The sequence below is a fragment of the Embleya sp. NPDC001921 genome, assembly GCF_053594475.1.
Genome location: NZ_JBSFEO010000008.1, coordinates 46,158 through 64,185 on the forward strand (window position 1 = coordinate 46,158; position 18,028 = coordinate 64,185).

At 71.5% G+C, this 18,028-nt stretch carries 16 protein-coding genes; 8 read left to right on the forward strand and 8 right to left on the reverse strand.

The genetic code is table 11. The features are described 5' to 3' along the window. Positions 1-818: 818 nt before the first annotated feature. The gene (locus ACWCPW_RS11690; RefSeq protein WP_449761377.1) at positions 819-1,676 is read right to left on the reverse strand and encodes an NAD(P)H-binding protein; all 858 of its coding nucleotides are present in this window, start codon (positions 1,674-1,676) and stop codon (positions 819-821) included. Between the two features lie 101 nt (positions 1,677-1,777). On the opposite strand from ACWCPW_RS11690, the gene ACWCPW_RS11695 reads away from it, so the two are divergent. Beyond that, on the forward strand, positions 1,778-2,701 hold the full coding sequence (locus ACWCPW_RS11695) for a LysR family transcriptional regulator (RefSeq protein WP_449761378.1): 924 nt from the start codon (positions 1,778-1,780) through the stop codon (positions 2,699-2,701). A gap of 33 nt (positions 2,702-2,734) precedes the next feature. Here the strand turns inward: ACWCPW_RS11695 and ACWCPW_RS11700 are convergent, their stop codons facing one another. Further along, positions 2,735-3,811, reverse strand: coding sequence for an amidinotransferase (locus tag ACWCPW_RS11700; RefSeq protein ID WP_449761379.1), 1,077 nt, complete (start codon positions 3,809-3,811; stop codon positions 2,735-2,737). Between the two features lie 336 nt (positions 3,812-4,147). Here ACWCPW_RS11700 and thrS point away from each other — a divergent pair, with 336 nt between their 5' ends. Both thrS and ACWCPW_RS11710 read left to right on the forward strand, forming a co-directional pair. Beyond that, the gene (thrS, locus tag ACWCPW_RS11705) at positions 4,148-5,410 is read left to right on the forward strand and encodes a threonine--tRNA ligase (RefSeq protein WP_449761380.1); all 1,263 of its coding nucleotides are present in this window, start codon (positions 4,148-4,150) and stop codon (positions 5,408-5,410) included. Between the two features lie 308 nt (positions 5,411-5,718). Then, positions 5,719-6,999 (forward strand): serine hydrolase domain-containing protein, encoded by a 1,281-nt coding sequence (locus ACWCPW_RS11710; RefSeq protein ID WP_449761381.1) that lies wholly within the window; start codon positions 5,719-5,721, stop codon positions 6,997-6,999. 302 nt (positions 7,000-7,301) lie between these two features. On the opposite strand, the gene ACWCPW_RS11715 is transcribed toward ACWCPW_RS11710, so the two are convergent. Then, positions 7,302-7,646, reverse strand: coding sequence for a hypothetical protein (locus ACWCPW_RS11715; RefSeq protein ID WP_449761382.1), 345 nt, complete (start codon positions 7,644-7,646; stop codon positions 7,302-7,304). Between the two features lie 282 nt (positions 7,647-7,928). Next, positions 7,929-8,564 carry a TetR/AcrR family transcriptional regulator gene (locus ACWCPW_RS11720; RefSeq protein WP_449761383.1) on the reverse strand — a complete coding sequence of 212 codons (636 nt, stop codon included), beginning with the start codon at positions 8,562-8,564 and terminating at the stop codon, positions 7,929-7,931. Between the two features lie 150 nt (positions 8,565-8,714). On the opposite strand from ACWCPW_RS11720, the gene ACWCPW_RS11725 reads away from it, so the two are divergent. Next, positions 8,715-9,350 carry a DUF2867 domain-containing protein gene (locus tag ACWCPW_RS11725; protein WP_449761384.1) on the forward strand — a complete coding sequence of 212 codons (636 nt, stop codon included), beginning with the start codon at positions 8,715-8,717 and terminating at the stop codon, positions 9,348-9,350. A 48-nt stretch (positions 9,351-9,398) separates the two neighbouring features. Here the strand turns inward: ACWCPW_RS11725 and ACWCPW_RS11730 are convergent, their stop codons facing one another. Both ACWCPW_RS11730 and ACWCPW_RS11735 read right to left on the reverse strand, forming a co-directional pair. Further along, positions 9,399-9,788 carry a DUF1801 domain-containing protein gene (locus ACWCPW_RS11730; protein WP_449761385.1) on the reverse strand — a complete coding sequence of 130 codons (390 nt, stop codon included), beginning with the start codon at positions 9,786-9,788 and terminating at the stop codon, positions 9,399-9,401. A gap of 196 nt (positions 9,789-9,984) precedes the next feature. Further along, positions 9,985-10,752 (reverse strand): nucleotidyltransferase domain-containing protein, encoded by a 768-nt coding sequence (locus tag ACWCPW_RS11735; protein ID WP_449761386.1) that lies wholly within the window; start codon positions 10,750-10,752, stop codon positions 9,985-9,987. A gap of 468 nt (positions 10,753-11,220) precedes the next feature. Here ACWCPW_RS11735 and pnuC point away from each other — a divergent pair, with 468 nt between their 5' ends. From pnuC to ACWCPW_RS11750, 3 genes are read left to right on the forward strand one after another with little or no spacing between them, the layout of a single operon-like run. Beyond that, entirely contained in the window at positions 11,221-11,910 is a 690-nt protein-coding gene (gene pnuC / locus ACWCPW_RS11740; RefSeq protein WP_449761387.1) for a nicotinamide riboside transporter PnuC, read from the forward strand. Then, positions 11,907-12,986: an AAA family ATPase gene (locus ACWCPW_RS11745; RefSeq protein WP_449761388.1), complete on the forward strand. Its 1,080-nt coding sequence runs from the start codon at positions 11,907-11,909 to the stop codon at positions 12,984-12,986. Before pnuC ends, ACWCPW_RS11745 begins: the two co-directional genes overlap by 4 nt. Next, positions 12,983-13,750, forward strand: a complete 768-nt coding sequence (locus tag ACWCPW_RS11750; protein ID WP_449761389.1) for an NUDIX hydrolase — start codon at positions 12,983-12,985, stop codon at positions 13,748-13,750. Before ACWCPW_RS11745 ends, ACWCPW_RS11750 begins: the two co-directional genes overlap by 4 nt. Before the next feature lie 76 nt (positions 13,751-13,826). Here ACWCPW_RS11750 and ACWCPW_RS11755 read toward each other — a convergent pair whose 3' ends face one another. Further along, positions 13,827-14,990, reverse strand: a complete 1,164-nt coding sequence (locus tag ACWCPW_RS11755) for a citrate/2-methylcitrate synthase (RefSeq protein WP_449761390.1) — start codon at positions 14,988-14,990, stop codon at positions 13,827-13,829. A 295-nt stretch (positions 14,991-15,285) separates the two neighbouring features. Between ACWCPW_RS11755 and ACWCPW_RS11760 the strand changes: the two genes are divergently transcribed. Beyond that, complete coding sequence (locus ACWCPW_RS11760) at positions 15,286-16,584, forward strand: citrate synthase (protein WP_449761391.1); 1,299 nt, start codon at positions 15,286-15,288, stop codon at positions 16,582-16,584. Positions 16,585-17,014: 430 nt separating this feature from the next. Here the strand turns inward: ACWCPW_RS11760 and ACWCPW_RS11765 are convergent, their stop codons facing one another. Continuing rightward, positions 17,015-17,998, reverse strand: a complete 984-nt coding sequence (locus ACWCPW_RS11765) for a ricin-type beta-trefoil lectin domain protein (RefSeq protein ID WP_449761392.1) — start codon at positions 17,996-17,998, stop codon at positions 17,015-17,017. Positions 17,999-18,028 lie beyond the last annotated feature (30 nt).

The following is an 18,028-nucleotide window of genomic DNA, read 5'->3' on the forward strand; positions in this document are numbered from 1 at the left end:
CGGTGGCGACTGGAGGAAGGGGTACCGACTCCGCGGAGAAGCTTCGGAACGGCTATTACTCAGCTATTCACTTTGATTTAACCGGAGAGTCGCGTCATCAAATCTTTTCGTGCGAGTTCGCACGGGCTGATGACCGAGATAGACTCTATAGCAGCACCGGCGGCTTGGCTAGTGCGTCGCGGCGACCCTCCCGGGAAGATCGATTAACCGGCGCCGGATGGGAAACGCGAAGATCGTATTCCGGTTCCCCAATCTTTGACAACTGTCGAGGTGCCATTGATCAGGCGCTTTACCTTGGATATCGACCGAACGCGCGCGATGCGGGTCGCGCGTGGCGGAGATCGTGGACGAGATCGATCTTCGCCGCCCGGCCGGATCCGCCCGCATATTTTCCGGCCGTGACACCGCCGCATATCGTTGACAATCTCAAGGAAGCGGAACCTCCGATTTTGCGGCCCCGCGCCCCGATCGCGCTCCTCGAATTGCCGCCGCCGCCGTCGCCGTCAGCGCGTCGAGGATCCCGGCTCCGACCGGCGCCCCGCATCCGCCGGGGAACTGCCCGGGCATGCGTGGGACCCGGGCCGGTGGCCGGGGTGGGCGTGGTGCCCGTCCCTGCCGCCGACCCGGGTCCGCGGTCGTCGAGGTTGCCGATCCGGTGGCCGGCGCCGGCGCCGGTGGGTGATCCGGGCGCGGTTGTCGTGCTGTGCCGCCTCGGTGGCCCCGAGCGTCACCGAGCATCGGCGAGTCGGCGACCCCGGCGAACGGGCCGGAGGTTCAGCCTCGCCGCGAGGCCGCCGGCCCCGAGGTCGTGCGACCGGTCACGAGGTCCGCGGGTTCCAGACTCCCGTGGCGGCCGTGGCGCGCGCGTAGTCCGCGAAGTCGCGCGGTGCGCGGCCCAGGGCCCGCCGGACGCCGTCCTCGACGCGCGCGTTGCGGCCGTCGAGCACGGTGGTGAAGAGGTAGATGAGGAAGTCGATGTCGCCGGCGGGGAGGCCGGCCTCCTCGAGTGCCTTGGCGTACTCGTCCGCGCCCACGGTCGCGAAGTCGACGCGGCGTCCGGTGGCGGTCGCGATCTCCGCGACGGCGTCGGCGAAGGTGAGCAGGCGCGGCCCGGTCACCTCGTACGTCTGCCCGTGGTGCCCGTCCTCGGTGAGCGCGGCGACGGCGACCTCGGCGATGTCGTCCGCGTCGACGAACGGTTCCCCCACGTCGCCGACGGGCAGCATGACCCGGCCTTCCAGGACCGGCCCGATCAGGTAGCCCTCGCTGAAGTTCTGGCTGAACCAGCTCGCGCGCACCACGGTCCAGGGGATTCCCGAACCGGCCACCACGCCTTCACACGCCTGGGCCTCCTCCTCGCCGCGCCCGGACAGCAGCACCAGGTGCCGCACGCCCGCGCTCGCCGCCGCCTCGGTGAAGGCCCGGATCGCCGCCGGGGCCCCGGGTACCGCCAGGTCCGGGAAGAACGACACGTAGACCTTGTCCACGTCCCGCAACGCGGGTGCCCACGTCGCCGGTTCCTCCCAGTCGAAGCCCGGGTCGGCCCCGCGCGAGCCCACCCGTACGTCGGCGTCGCGCGCGCGGAGCAGATCCACGATCCTGCGACCGGTCTTGCCGGTCCCACCCAGCACCAGGATCTTGTTCGAGGTCACCGTCATGTCATGTCCGTTCGGCATCGTGAATGTGTTCCTCAAAGATCGACCAGCCGCCGGGCGGGATCAACGCCGTCATGATCAACTATCGTTGAGCAGGATTCAACGATCGGGCGGGGGCCTGCGTGGAGACGTACGAGATCGAGGCATTCCTGACGGTCGCCGAGGAACTGCACTTCGGTCGTTCGGCGGAGCGATTGGGCGTGTCCACGGGGCGGATCAGTCAGATCATCCGCAAGCTCGAACGCCGGGTCGGGGCGGCCCTGTTCGACCGCACGAGTCGGTTGGTGACGCTCACCACGATCGGGACCCTGTTCCACGACGATCTGCGGCCCGGACACGAGCAGGTGCAGCGGGCGCTGGAACGCGCGATCATGGCCGCTCGCGGCTTCGAGGGACCGCTGCGGGTCGGCTTCCTCGGCGCCGCGGCCGGCGCGCTCGTCCTGGAGACGGCCCGCGCCTATCGTGCCGAGCACCCCACCGGCGACGTCATCGTCCACGAACTCCAGATGGACAACTCCTTCACGGAACTGCGCGAGCACCGCACGGAGATGGTGCTCAACACCCGACCCGTCACCGAGCCGGACATGGTCGCCGGGCCCGCGCTGTGGAGCGAGCCCCGATACCTGGCCGTCTCCTCGCGGCACCGCCTGGCCTCCCGGCCGGAGGTCTGCCTGGAGGACCTGGCCCGGGTCACCCTGCTGCGGATGCCCGCCAACGCGCCCGCCGCCATCGCCGACGACCGGGTCCCGGCCGCGACGCCACAGGGACGGCCCATCACGCACGGGCCGCGAGTGGCCTCGTTCCAGGAGGCCCTGGCCCTGATCGCGGCAGACGAGGGCACCTTCACCGTCGGCGGCCAGGTGACCCGCTTCTACGCCCGGCCCGACGTGACCTACGTACCCATCGCCGACGCCCCGCCGATCGAATGGGGTTTCGTGTGGCGCGCCTCGCACGAAACCGCCCGCATTCGAGCCTTCAACGCCCGGGCCCTCGCCCTGCGCACACCGTCGCGAAGCGCCCGGGAGCCGGCGACGAGCGCGCGCTGAAGCCCGGCGGCGTCGAGGCGGTCGGCGCGACCGTCACCCGTGCCGGTCGCCGCGGCGACGGATGTCGAGGGTGGCACAGTGGAACGAGCCGCCCAGGCTCTGCACGTGCCGGAAGGGACAGCGGAGCGGCCGGTAGCCCAACTGTTCGACCAGTGCGCACATGTCGTCGTCCTCGGCCTCCACCAGCACGTGTTCCGGCCCGAGGACGAGCAGGTTCATGCTGATCCAGGGGCTGGTCATGTACAGCGGCGGCCAGGAGCGGCGCTTGGGCACCGGCGCGGGTACCAACCGCCAGTCGCGCAGCGGAGTGTGCCGCAGCCGGCGCGGGGTGAGGCGGTCGGGGTTGTACAGGGCGAGGCCTTCCGCGAGCGGGCACAGACTGGCGTCGATGTGCATCGCGTGCGGGTCGTCCGGTTCCAGCAGGTGGACGCGATACCCGGGCCCGAGGCGCTCCCTCAGGTGCTCGACTCCGGAGCGGTTGGTCACATGGCTGAGTTGGCCGACGACGACTCCCCCGCCCAGGCGCAGGAAGTCGGCCGCATCCCACGCCGGCCGCGAGTCGTTGATCGCCCAGTCGCCCCGCGGGCTCGCGGTGTCCTCCAACAGGCAGGCGCTGTCGCGGAAGACCCCCGAGGGCAGCCAGGTCGCCCCGCCCTGTCGGTACTCACGGATCAGGGGCAGATAGGCCGACAACTCGTCGCGTCGGCTGCGCCAGGCCATGGGTGCTTCGACGATGCGATCACCCGCCACCAGGAATCCGTCCCGGGGCATCGCGGCGGTGTAGCCGCCGAGCTCCGTCCAGTCCACCGGGTGGGGACGGCGTACGCGGACGCCGCGACTCTCCAGCAGGGTGCCCAGTGCGTCGAGTTCGCGCTCGGCGTTGTCGACGATGTCGGCCGGGAACGGATTTCCGGCGACGAACCGGTGCCAGTGCTCACGGGGCATGGTGGCGCGGATCATGCGCTCGTCCTCGGCCGGGAACATCGATCGCCGGGCGGTGCCGACCACACATTCCTCCAGCGGATCCCACTCGTTGTCCGAGCCCACCGGGATCACGGAGGGCGAGGAGCGTCGAGTGGTTCGTTCACCGAGTGGCGGGTGATTGCGCATGTCCCGATCGTGCCCGCGACCCGTGTTCCGGGCATCCCGGGCAGGGCCACACGGATCAGTGTCGGGTGCGGGGCCATACGGTGACGCGATGATCCGCTTCCTGCCGCCCGGCGACTTCCGCGCCTACCGGATTCCGGATCCTCGTCCCAGGTGAGCGGCGCGCCGGGCGTGGGGCCGGCGCCGCCCGGGCGAAATGTGATCGCGGCGGCGCGGCTCGTTTGCTAGCGTCGACGGCGTGAAGCGCGCCGACATGATGACGACGACGCCGGAGAGTGTCCCGGCGCGCTGACGATTTTCTTGGTCGAAGCCCCGGGGCGAGTGCCCCGGGGCTTCGTCTTGCGGTCACTCGCCCGATGTACGCGAGGAGACCCCATGCACGACCACCGCAGACTCGGCCGCGAGCTGGAGCTGTTCGACACCGACCCGCTGATCGGCGCGGGACTGCCGTACTGGCTGCCCGACGGCGCCGCCGTGCGGCACGCCCTGGAGGAGTACATCCGTGACGCCGAACGGCGGGCGGGCTACCGGCACGTGTACTCGCCGGTGCTGGGCAAGCGGGAGCTGTACGAGATCTCGGGCCACTGGTCGCACTACGGCGACGACATGTTCCCGCCGATGGACGTGGGCGGCGAGCAGATGGTGCTGCGGCCGAGCCTGTGTCCCCATCACGCGGTGATCTACCGTTCCCGGGGCCGCAGCTACCGCGAACTGCCGTTGCGCATGGCCGAGTTGGGTGGCATGTACCGGTCCGAGCCGTCCGGCGTGCTCGGCGGGCTGACCCGGGTCCGGGCCATTCAGCTCAACGACGCGCACATCTTCTGCACCCTGGACCAGGTCGCCGAGGAGGCGCGGGCCGCCCTGGGGATGATCGCTCGCGCGTACCTGGCGCTCGGCATCGGTGCGGCGCGATATCGACTCTCACTGCCGGGCGCGGGAGGCAAGTACGTGGCCGCGCCCGAGATGTGGCGGCGGTCCGTCGCGTTGCTGACCGACGTGCTCGACGGCTCGGGGCTCGCGTACGAGGCGGTCGGGGGCGAGGCGGCCTTCTACGGCCCCAAGATCGACGTCCAGGTCGTCGACCCGGCCGGGCGCGAGTCCACCCTGTCCACCGTCCAGATCGACTTCCACCAGCCCGAGCGGTTCGACCTGCACTACATGGGCGCGGACGGCGCGAAGCACCGACCGGTGATGATCCATCGCAGCATCATCGGCAGCGTGGAGCGGGCCGTCGCGCACCTCATCGAAGAACACGGCGGCGCCTTCCCCGCGTGGCTCGCCCCCGTGCAACTGGTGGTGCTCCCGATCTCGGCGACCGAACTCCCGCACGCGCGGGCGTTCGCCCGGCGCTGCCAGGAGTCGGGACTGCGGGTCGAGATCGCCGGGCCCGAGCGCGGCACCCTGGGCGCGCGCATCCGCGAGTCCCGTCTCGTCCCGTACCAGGCCGTCATCGGCGCCAAGGAGGCCGCCGACGACCGGATCGCCCTGCGCCTGCGGGACGGCCGCCGCATCACCCCGCAACCCGCCGCCGGTCTCCTCGCACGCGTGGGCACCCTCGTGGACGCCCACGCGAGCGAACTGTGGGACGAGGCGGCGGTGTAACGCCCACATCCGCCGTCCGTCGGGCCGCCCGCCCGTTCGGCCGACAGGGAGGCCGAACGGGCCGGCCCGGCTCCTCGACGCGAGCCGCCGGCAGGGCGTACCCGATCGAAACTCGCCGCGATCGGGGCCGAGCGGGAACCTGCTCCGGGGCCCTGATGTCGGGCGGGGCGGTCTGGCGGGGCGGTCGGGCCAGGGAGTCGGGCAGGGGGGCCGGGCGAACACGCCCACCGGTGGCGCAACGCCGGGCACGCGTGGAATGCGGCCGGTATCTGTGGGGTTCACCGCTCCCGAACGAAACGGACCACCTCGTGCGAACCCGACTGTCGAGCCCGCTCCCGCCCGCCGAACGAGGTTCGCGTCGAACCCGGCCGCGTCGGCGCCGCCCCAGAGCGGCGGCCGTACTGGCGGCGGCGCTGCTGAGCCTCACAGCCGCCGCGCCGGCGCCGGCCACCGCGATGCGATCCGACGCGCCCGCCCCGTCCGCGGAGCGGGTCCCGTCCTTCGCCAAGACGCTGACGCCCGAACTGATCGCCCTCATGCAGCGGATGCGGGTGCCCGGCGCCATCGTCTCCATCCGCACCCCCGAGTCGGGTACGTGGACCACCACACTCGGCACCGGAGACCTGACGACCGGGGCACCCATCCGGTCCACGGACCACATGCGGGTCGGCAGCATCACCAAGACCTTCACCGGGACGATCATCCTGCAACTCGTCCAGGCCGGACGGCTGTCCCTCGACGACCCGGTCGCCGCCTACCGGCCCGACGTACCCGACGGACAGCACATCACCATCCGTCAGCTCCTCCAGATGACCAGCGGCCTGTACAACTACAGCGAGGATCCCGAGTTCAACCGGGCGCTCGACGAACATCCGCAGGCCCCGTGGACCCCCGACGAACTCCTGGCGATCGCCTTCGCGCACCCGTCGTACTTCCCGCCCGGAGGCGGGTTCCACTACTCCAACACCAATACCATCCTGCTCGGACTGATCGCCGAGGAACTCACCGGACAGCCACTGGCCGAATTGTTCCGGCAACGCATCTTCCAACCGCTGGGCATGTCCGAGAGCAGCCTGGAAACCGACTCCCGCCTCCCCGGCCCGCACGCGCACGGCTACGAGTTCATCTCCAACGTCGAAAGCCTGACCGCGCCGGTACTCACCGGCAAGGACGCCGCCTGGGCCGACTGGTCGGCGGGCAATCCCAAGGACGTCACGAACTCCGACCCCTCGTGGGCCTGGGCGGCCGGCGCGGCCGTCTCCACCGTCGACGACCTGCTCCGGTGGGCCCCGGCGCTGGCCACCGGCGCCCTGCTGAGCCCCGAAGTCCAGCGCGAGCGGCTGACCTTCGTCCCGGCCTCCGATCAGCCCGGTGCGCCCACCTACGGTCTCGCCATCGCCGACTTCGGTGGTTTCCTCGGCCACGACGGCCAGTTGCCCGGCTACAACAGTTTCGTGGGCTACAACCCGCAGTCGCGCGCGACCGTTGTCGTCCTGGTCAACCTCAACCAGTCTCCCGACGGCAAGGCGCCGGCCGACGAACTGACCAAACTGATCTTCTCGAAGGTCTTCCCGGCGTCGTCCGGGTAGCCCTCGCCGACGGCGACGGTTCCTCGGGTCCGGGGGAGCCGGGGGCAGGGGGAGTCGGGGGAGTCGTCGGATGGTCCGGCGGACGGACCCGTCGGATGGTTCGGTGCGGCGGGTCGGGTGCGGCGGGTCGGGTGCGGCGGGTCGGGTACGGCGGATCGGGGCGCGGGAGCGCATGTCCCGCACCCCGATCCGTACGACCCCACCCGGAGGTAGTGCCGACAGCGGGGAAGATCCCGCCTCCGACGCCCCGCCCGGCTCCGCCACTCGGAGGGCGGGCCCGAACGCGCGCCGGCCCGCCTGTGCTACGCGGGAGACGCGTTCAGCTCGTTCTCTCGGGTGCCGAGTTCGCCGTCCTCGTGGAGCAGCACGGCGCGCATCTCCGGCGACGCGGCCCGCCAGGAGGGGCGCAGGCCGAGGAGGAAGGCGTGCCGGTACGCGGATCCGATCGTCGCCGCACCCGCCTCGTCGAGCACCTCGGTCGCCACCAGGTCGAACGTCACTTCGACGACGTCGTCGGGCAGGGCGTTGATCCGCGCCACGAGGTCCTTGCGCAGCCGATGGGCGACGGAACGGTCCACGACCCTCGGCACCACCACCCGTGCGCGGCCGTGCTCCACCAGACACTCACAATCCCAGGTGTCGGTCACTGTCTCCCCCATCACACGCCGAAGAACACGCCGCTCCGGGCGGGCGGTTCCGCTTGTTCGAGTCCACCGCACGCCGGGAGTCCCCGCGCGGTCCGATACACAAACGAGACGAAAGCGGTGACATCCGCGGACTCGACGTCGTCCGGCCGACCGGAACCGGCATCTGCGGCAGGCGCCGCAGCGTACCCGGGTGCGGATCACGCCGCCACGGGCATCGGCGACGAATTGCCCGCAGGGCGTGTGAAGTTGGACTCCCGGTGGGGCTCGGGCGCCTCGAACGGATCACCGATCGGGTTCATGGGCAGTCGGCGTGGAGCGTTCCGTGGCGCACGGGCGTCCCGGAGTGCCCTGACGGGGATCGGGGCGCGGGCGGTTGAGGATCAGGTCGGCGGCGTGGGCGAGGACCTCGGCGCGGGTGCGGCCCTCGTGGTCGGTGGCGAGGGAGCGGTGTGCGATCGCCACGCAGAAGGCCAACAGGCTGCGTGCCTCGACCTCGTCGGGATCGGAGCAAAAGGTGCCGATCATCTCGCGCAGCAGTGCCATGCGGCGGTTGTCCACCCGGCGCAGGCGCTCGGCGACCGCCTCGTCGCGCCGGGCCCAGTCGCGGACCGCGAGGTCGAGGGGGAGCAGTCGGTCGTCGGAGAAGGTGAGCATGCCCGCACGCTGGATCTTGGTCTTCGGGTCGCCGCCCTCGCGCTCGACCCGGTCGATCACCTCGTCGGTGCTCTCCCGTTCCCAGGTGTCCAGCATCGCCCGCAGCAGCGCGTCGCGATCGGCGAAGTACCCGTAGAACCCGCCCTTGGTGACGCCGAGCCGCTTCGCCAGCGCCTCGACGCGCACGGCGTCCGGGCCGCCGTCGGCCAGCGCGCGCAGGCCCTCCTCCACCCACCTGTCGCGCGGTGTGCGAGCAGCGCCCACGGTGTGTGTCCCTTCGTGCCCGTCCACCGGATGTACGCGACCGTCCGTCCGGTTATACGCAACCGCATACTCGGTCTTGCCTGGCGTTATACGCAAGCGTATAACAGAGGTGGCAGCGATGGCCCGAGGCAGGAAAGGCGGCGGCGCGCCGTGAGACTTCCCCGCACAGCCCATACCGATCAGCCGTGGCGGATCCATGAACTCGCCCGTGACTTCCGGGTGGAGGACGTGTGGTCCTACCGTGCTCCGGGCTCCGGCCCGGGCGACTTCCCCGTCATGCTCGCCGCGATGCGCGCCGGCGGCGGGCTCGGCAAGCAGGCGCTCCCGGCCCGCTTCCTGTTCGCGGTGCGTTGGAAGCTCGGCGCCCTGCTCGGCTGGGACAAGCCGAAGACGGGCCTGGGCACGCGGGTCCGACCGCTGCGCGATCGCGTGCCGCGCGAGCTCGCCGAGACCGTGGACCCCTCCCTCCCCTCCGGCGGCCCGTTCACGCCCGTGTACGACCTCGACAACGAGTCCGCGCGCGAACTGGCCAACCGGACCGTGCACGGGATCATGCACCTGGGGTGGGTGCGCAGTGGGGACACCGGCGGTGGCGGTGGGGACGGGAACGGGGACGGGGACGGCGGCGACTATGAGTTGCGGATGGCGGTGCTGGTGAAGGCCAACGGACGGTACGGCAGGGTGTACATGGCCCTCATCACGCCGTTCCGCTACCTGATCGTCTACCCGGCGCTGACTCGCCAATGGGAGCGGGCCTGGCGCGATCGCGAGAAGTTGCTCGCGTAGGGCGCCGATCGCCGATCGCCGACGGGGGCGAGCGATGTCGGGTCGATGTCAGTGCTTGAGCTTGCGCCAGCCGCCCGCACGATTGTTGGCGATGATCTGCTCGAACATGGCGGTCAGGGCCGGCGCGTTGATCGTCTCGCCCCGGCGTACGGCCACGGTGCGGGCGGTCTTGTTGTCGTGGCCGCCGGTGATGATTCCCTCGGGGTCGGGGACGATGGCCCCGTCGTACAGGAACACGTTGACGTGGTCCTTCGCCGCCAGGAGCGCGCAGATGTTGCCCTGAAGGACGAAGTACGGTTGCACGGTGCGCTTGATGGTCTCGGCCACCTCCGGGTCGGCACCGTGGACGAGGTCGCGGACCTCGCGGCAGATGGCCTGCTGCCAGTCGGGCAGGGCCTCGATGTAGTCGTCGACTCGCGAGTCGGTGACGTAGGTCATGGTCATTCAGGGTAGCCGGGCAACGCCGAGAATCGGCTTCGCGAAACGACCGATGCGGATACGACGGGGACGGTGGCCAGGGAGCGGCCGGCGCGGCCCGTGCGGAGGGCGGGACCGGCAGGGGTGGTGTGACCGGTGCGGATGAGCGTGTGACCGGGATGGATGGCGCGGGCCGCCTTGGCGCCTGAATGCCCGGTCAGAGTCCGGTCAGGCGTACCCGTACCAGGAGGTCGTGCAGCGCGTCGTGGCCCTCGGGGCGTTCCGCGAGTGTGGACGCCTCGTGTGCGTCGTCGAGTGCGGCCCGCAGCCGATCGACGTCCGCCCGCGCCGCGTCGACCGCCACCAGCCCGTCCAGCGCGCCGTGCTCGGCCTCGCGTTTCGCGGCCACCAGGTCGCCGAGACAGGCCGGAGCGATGTCCCGGCACAGGTCGGCCAACGTGCGGAGGTCGGCCACGACCTGTGCCGAGCGCATCAGGTGGATCCCGGTCAGCAGGACCCGGAACGTGTACAGCAGCGGTTTGAGTTCGCCAGTCCGCTCGAACAGCCGTAGTTGGGTGCGCGCGAATCCGGCGTAGTGGTGCGCGTGGTGCCGGGTCACCAGTCCGGGGGCGAGCGCCACCAACTCGGCGTGCGCCGGCGTGGTGTGTACGACCAGCGGGGAGAGCAACTGCTCGAGGACGTAGCCGTTGCGGCGCAGCAGGAGCCGTACGAACTTTCCGAGGTCGTGGGTGACGAGGTCGTTCTCCACGCCGTCGGCCTCCCACATGCGCCCGCGCGTGTGTTCGCCCTCGCGCAGCCCGACCAACGCGGTCAACGGCAGCAGATGCGCGCCGCGCAGGTCGACGTCGGAATCCCGGGAGGGGAAGCCGTACAGGTGCGCGCCGGACACGGTGGCGAACACTAGTGGATCGGGTTGCTCAGCCACGATCGCCGACAGGCGCTCCGGTTCGATGTCCAATGCCACGACGGGCCCTTCCCTGACGACGCTGCGGACCCGGAATCCCAGGATATGGCCCGCACGTGCGCCCCGTCCGGCCGGCTGCGGACGGGTGACGGGTCCGCGCAGGCGGTGCCGCGTCAACCGGGCCCAGTACGAGGGGGTCGGAGGAGACGGTCACCGGCCTCCCCGCCGAAACCGTGGCGGAACTACCCGGCATCCTCACGAGCCTGACCGACAACGTGGACACCAGGCGTCCGCGCGATGCTCGCGGTCGCCGGGATGGCGCGGACGGGTAGGCATGGGCAGCGGTGAGCGCTTCCCGCTGCCCGCCTCGACGCGACCCGTGTGCAGGGCCGATCGGGGCCGGATTCCCGCGGACGCGATGCGCCGAACGCGCCTCGTGCGTGCCGTCCGACGGCGTTCGCGCGTCAAATGGCTTGTCCGGTTCGCGTCGACTCCTTTATGGTCACCACGACTATTAAGGGGAAAGTCGTGAGTCTCGCGGATATGCTCGAACCGCTGCAACAACCGTTGTTCACCGTCTTGTCCACGCCGATCAGTTGGACCGAAGTCCTCGGCTTCGGCAGCGGTGCCCTGTGCGTGTGGTTGGTCACCCGCCAACACATCGCCAACTGGCCCATCGGCATCGCCAACAACCTGTTCTTCATCCTGTTGTTCACCGAATCCGGGCTCTACGCCGATGCGTGCCTCCAAGTGGTGTTCATCGCCCTGGCCGCGTACGGCTGGTGGGCCTGGACCCATGGCGACGTCGCACGCGTCGCCGCCGCGCTCGCGGTACGCCGCACCACACGGGTCGAATGGACCTGCCTCGCGCTCGCCGGAACGGCGGCCGCCGCCGGCCTCACCCTGCTGCTGCACCGCGCCACCGACTCCGAAGTCCCGTTCTGGGACGCCCTGACCACGACCCTGTCGCTGATGGCCACCTACGGCCAATGCCGCAAACTCGTCGAATCCTGGTGGTTGTGGATCGCCGCCGACATCGTCTACATCCCGCTGTACGCCTACAAGGAGCTCTACCTCACCTCCCTGCTCTACGCCGGGTTCCTGGCACTGTGCATCCTTGGCCTCCGCAACTGGCGGCGCGCCGCCACGACAACCCACACCACCACCACCAACAGCGCCCCCAGCGCAGGACCCACGACCCTGGAGACCACCGCGTGAAACGCCACGAACACGGCCTGGCCCTGGGCAAGTTCTATCCGCCGCACGCCGGACACCACCACCTCGTCGACACCGCCCTCGAGCAGTGCGCACGCGTGACCGTGCTCGTCTGCGCCGCGACGGTCGAATCGGTGCCGCTCGCCGACCGCGTCGCCTGGATGCGCGCGGCGCACCCGGACGCCGACGTGGTCGGCGTCGTCGACGACCACCCCGTCGACCTCCTGGACCCGGCGGTATGGGACGCCCACATGGCCGTCTTCCGCACCGCCGTCCCCGACCGCGTGGACGCCGTGTTCACCTCCGAGGACTACGGAACCGAACTCGCCCACCGCTTCGGCGCCCACGAGGTCCGGGTCGACCCGAACCGGCTGCGCCATCCCGTGTCCGGCACCGCCGTACGCGAAGACCCGTTCGGCAACTGGGACTTCCTCGGGCCCGACGTACGCGCCGCGCTCGCCAAACGCGTCGTCGTCCTCGGCGCCGAATCCTCCGGCACGACCACCCTCGCCCGCGCTCTCACCGCACACCTGCGCCGCCGCGGCGGTGTGTGGGCGAACACCGGGTACGTCGCCGAATACGGACGCGAGTACAGCGAGGACAAACTCGCCGACCTACGCCGGCTCGACCCCGCCGCCGGCTGGGAGGACGCCACGTTCACCTCGGAGGAATTCCCGCTCATCGCCCGCCGACAGGACGAACACGAGGAAGACGCCGCCCGCCGGGGCTCGCCCGTCCTCGTCTGCGACACCGACTCCTTCGCCACCGGCGTATGGCACGAGCGGTACATGGGCGGCCGCAACCGCGAAGTGGAGGACATCGCCGAACGCACCCGACGCCACCTCTACCTGGTGACCGACCACGCCGACGTGCCCTTCGAGGACGACGGCCTGCGCGACCAGCCGCACCTGCGGCCCTGGATGACCGAACGTTTCCTGGACCGCCTCCACCGCACCGACCGCCGGCACGTCGTGGTACGCGGCACCCACGAGCAGCGGCTGACCACCGCCGTGACCGCGGTCGACGAACTCGTCGCCGAGGGTTGGCACTTCACCGCCCCGCTCCCGGAGCGCCGGTGAGCCGGGGGGAAGCGGTACGCCCGCGGGGCTACGACCCGCACGCGTTCCCGCCGTTCGCGGTGACGGTCGACCTGGCGGTGTTCACCGTGCGCGAGGGGCGCCTGCACGCCCTCCTGATCCGACGCGGGCAGGAACCGTACGCGGGTCGGTGGGCACTCCCGGGCGGATTCGTCCTGCCGCACGAATCCGCCGAGACCGCCGCCCGGCGCGAACTCGCCGAGGAGACCGGACTGTCGGAACACGTCGTGGCCGCCCTGCACTTGGAGCAACTGCGCACCTACAGCGACCCGGGCCGCGACCCCCGGATGCGCGTCGTCTCCGTCGCCCACACCGCGCTCGTCCCCGACCTGCCCGAACCCGTCGCAACCGGCGGCGGCGACGCCTCGGCCGCACGCTGGATCCCGGTCCCATCCGACGAGGCGCTCCCGCTCGCCTTCGACCACGACCACATCCTCGCGGACGCCCGCGACCGTGTGGGCGCGCGACTCGAACACACCTGCCTGGCAACCGCCTTCTGCCCACCGCAGTTCACACTCGGCGAACTCCACCAGGTCTACGAGACGGTCTGGGCCACCACCCTCGACCTGCCCAACTTCCGTCGCAAGGTCCTGGCCAGTCCCGGATTCGTCGAACGTGTCCCGGACGCCCTACGACTCACCGGAGGCCGCGGCAAACCGGCCGCCCTCTACCGGCCCGGACCCGCCACCACCCTGAACCCACCCCTGCCGCGCCCCCGCCCCGAGGGACGTGCGCCCACGCCATGACAGGGCCGCCGCGCAGACCCTCGACGGCCGTACGGCGCGCCGGCCGGGTGACGCCGGCTCCGGCGGGTGACGCCGCTCAGGCGGCCGGGACCGTCCGGCCCGGCCGAGGCCCGGTGTAACGGGCGATCGGTCGGATGATCTTGGTGTCGGTGGCCTGCTCCAGGATGTTGGCGCACCAGCCGACGACTCGGCTCGCGGTGAACGTCGGAGTGAACATGGATCGCGGGATGCCGCACAGTTCCATCACCACGCCGGCGTAGAACTCCACGTTCACGTGCAGCTCCCGCCCCGGCTTCAGCTCGGCGAGGATCTCGGTCACCCGGCGGTGCACCGCGTTCGCGAAATCGACCAACTCGACGCCGCGCGCGTCGGCATGCCCGGCGAGGTCGCCGGCGATCCCGGCGAGCATCACCGCGCGGGGATCCTCGGTGCGGTACACCGGGTGGCCGAATCCCATGATGCGATCCCCCGCCGCGATCTTCGCGCGCACCCACGAGTCGATGCGGTCCGGAGTGCCGATGCGATCCAGCGCCTCCAGGGCCCGATCCGGAGCGCCGCCGTGCAGCGGGCCCGAGAACGCGCCGATCGCGCCCGTCACCGCGGACACCAGATCGGCTCCCGTGGACGCGATCACGCGCGCGGTGAACGTGGAGGCGTTGAAGCCGTGGTCGACGGTCGCGGTCAGGTAGCGCTCGATCGCGGCCACGTGCGCGGGTTCGGGGTCCGTGCCGGTCACCAGGTAGAGCCAGTTGGCCGCCGTGGACAGATCGGCCCGCGGCTCCAGCGGCTCGGCGCCCTCGCGGATGCGATACAGCGCGGCCAGGATGGTCGGTGTCACCGCGCCGACCAACAGCGCGTCCGCCGCCCGCCGTTCGGGCGTGGACTCCCACAACGGCGGCAGGTTGCGCGCGGCGCCGATCAGTGACAGCGCGGTACGCAGTCCGGCGAGCGGGTCGAAGCGTTCGCCGGCCGTCGCGATGGACCGCAACACCGGACGCAGTTCCTCGGGCAGTACGCGCAGCCGGGCCACCTCCGCGGCGAACGGCCCGCGTTCCCGGGCCGTGGGAAGTCGGCCGTGGACGAACAGGAACCACACGTCCTCGAAGGTGCGGGTGCGGGCCAGCTCGATCGCCGAGTACTGCCGGTAGTGGTAGAAGCCCTTCGTGCCCTGTACGTCGCCCAGTTCGGTGGTGGTGACGACCACCCCCTTCAGGCCCCTGGGTACATCGATCCCAGCCATCTGCATCCCATCGTCGGTGACGACCGACATGACACGCCTCCCATATGTCTCGACGGAGCCTGCTCGGCGGAGCTTGTCCAAGCGGAACGTCTCCGGGCGGAACTTCTCCGGGCGGAACTTCTCCGGGCGGAACTTGTCCCGGCAGAGCCTGTCCGGGCGGATCCCTGTCCGGGCAGTGCCCGTCCCGGCGCGGTGTCGCCGGCACAGCCGCACATCCCGCCCACCACGAATGTCGATCACCCATCGAGTATCGTCAATATTGACGGGATCAACATGAACGGAAGGCTGGAACGAAATGGCTGGTCGGAGCCCTGTTCCGGACGGCGAAGGTGAGCAGGATTACCCGCACGACTACCTGACCACCGCCCAGGCCGCACAACGACTCGGCGTCAAACCCGAGACGGTCTACGCCTATGTCAGCCGGGGACTGCTGACCAGCGTGCGCGAGGTCCGCCGGCGCGGCAGCCGCTTCGCCACCGCCGAGGTCGAGGCCCTGGCCGACCGGGTCGGCGGGCGCCGCGACCCGAACGGCTCGATCGAACGCATCCACACCCAACTGACCCTGCTCGCCGACGACCACCTCTACTACCGCGGCCGAGACGTGGCCGAACTCGCCGAGCACCGCTTCGAATCGGTCGCCCACTGGCTGTGGCGCGCCGAACTCGCGGACGTACCCCCCTTCGAGGTCTCGGCCGAGCTGACCGACCTGATCCGGCGTACGGTCGCCCTCCTGCCGGACAGCGCGCGCCTCACCGACCGCATCCGGATGATCGTGGCCGCCGCGGGCGCCGCCGATCCGCTGCGCTTCGACCTGTCCGAGCAGGCCGTCGTACGCGGTGGCGAAACCCTCCTCGCGGTGATCGTCGACGCCCTGCCGTCCTTTCCCGGCGCGCGGCCACCGACCGGCCGCGACCTCGCTCGGCGACTGTGGCCGAAACTCACCGCCCGCCCGGCCACACCCGAGCACCTCCACCTGCTCAACGCCGCACTCGTCCTGAAGGCCGACCACGACCTGGCGGTGTCGACACTGGCCGCGCGGGTGGCGGCCGGCGCGCGGGCGGACGTGTACGCCGTGGTGTCCGCCGGCCTCGGCGTCTTCGACGGTCGACACCACGGCGCCGCGATCGGACTGGCCCACCGCTTCCTGCGCGACGCCCTGGACCCCTTCGGCAGCCCCACCACGGCGATCGCCGACCGACTCCGCGCCGGCGAGAACCTGCCGGGCCTGGGCCACCTCCTCTACACGGACCGCGACCCCCGCGCCGACCGACTCCTGGGCCTGCTCCGCGACTTGGCCGACACGGACGGCCAAGTAGCCCGCGTTATGGGCGCGGTGGACGCCCTCACCCACGAAACCGCGGCACGCGAGCGTATGTTCGCCAACGCCGACCTGGCCCTGGCGGCGGTGGCCCACTCCCTGGACATGCGCCCGGACGCCGGCGAGGCGATCTTCGCGACGGCGCGAACCGTCGGCTGGCTCGCCCACGCGCTGGAGGAGTACCGACAACCCGGCCTGCGCTACCGCGCCGTAGGCGTCTACACCGGCCCCCGACCCACGGACGGCGACACCACCCCGAGCGTACGCGGGAGCTGATCGCACGCATCCCCTCGGGAGCCGCGCGTGACCCGTCGGCCCGCGGGTGCGCCACGCTTCGAGGGCGGCGATCCCGCGCTGCCGCGACGTGTACGAGCCGCGCCGGATCCTGTGCGTCGGCATGGCGTTCTGCACGGCGGCCGGCCTCGCCTGCGGCCCGGCCGTGTCGCCGGCGATGTTGTCCGCGGCCCGGGCCGCGCAGGGTCTGGGAGCGGCGTTCCTGATGCCCGCCACACTGTCCAGAAGCCCGCCGCCCCCGGAGCCGGTAACCGCCTTCCACGCCCCACCGGGCCCGCGACACGGACCTGATCCCGAACCGGCCCGGAGCAGGGAGTGGCTCCGACCGCACGGGCGGTCGGAGCCGGCCGCCGTTTCGTGGTGCGGCGGGGCTCGCGGTCGGATCGGGGCCGTCGAGCGGGCGGTGCGGTGCTCAGGCGCGGGTCCACACCTGGTTTTGCCCGGCGTGGCAGGGGTGGAGGCGGATCGCCGCGCCGTCGTTGGTCTTGAAGTCCCAGACGTCGGCGCACATGTTGGACGCCTTCGCGTAGATGTTGTTGCCGCGCAGCGTGAACTGCTGGGCGGGGTTCCCACTGCAGTAGGCGAGTTGGATGACGGTGCCCTTCTGGGTGGAACCCCAGGCCGCGTCCATGCACAGGCCCTTGGTGCGGATCGTGCCGTCGGATCTGATGTCCCACTTCTGGTTCACGTCTCCGTTGCACGACCACAGGACCAGCGGCGTGCCGTCGGAACCCGCGGACCCGCTCAGGCACTTGCCGGAGTACCCGTTCCGCAGGGGGTTGCCCGGGACGTTCGGCCGAGGCGGCTGGGCCGGCGGGGGCTGGGGTGCCACCTTGGGTTGCTCCGGGGCGGGTTTGGTCAGAGGCATATGCCGGGGCTCCTGCGGCGGTTGCGTCGCGGGCCGCCCGGCGGCAGGGGGTCGCTCGGCGACCGGCGTTCCGGGAGTCGCGGCGGGCGGTGTGGATCCGGCGCCCGTCGGTGTCGAGCCCGGTTCACCGGGCGCACCGGGCTCGCCGGGGACACCAGGCGCACCCGGTAGGCCGGGCGAGCCCGGTGCCCCCGGTTCACCCGGCGCGCCCGGTGAACCGGGCAGACCACGCGCACCCGGTGCGCCGACCGCCCCGGAACCCCCGGGCGGCGCGGCGCCCGGCACCCCCGCCCCCGCGGCCGCGACCGTCCGGCCGCCGGCCGACGGGTCGCCGCTCGCGCCGGTCGGGGTCAGCGCCACGGCCAGCGTCGTGACCGCGGCGATGCCCGCGGCCGAGCCGAGCGAGACCCACACCCGGCGCCCCGGCGCGAGACCGCGTCGGGGCCGGGTCGGCCGGCGGGCGTACGCCTGCGCCAACGAGGGCGCGGACGAACCGACGTGCGCGCCGGTTCCGTTGGGTTCGGACACAAGCTCTCCTTCGTGGGCACGACATCTGAC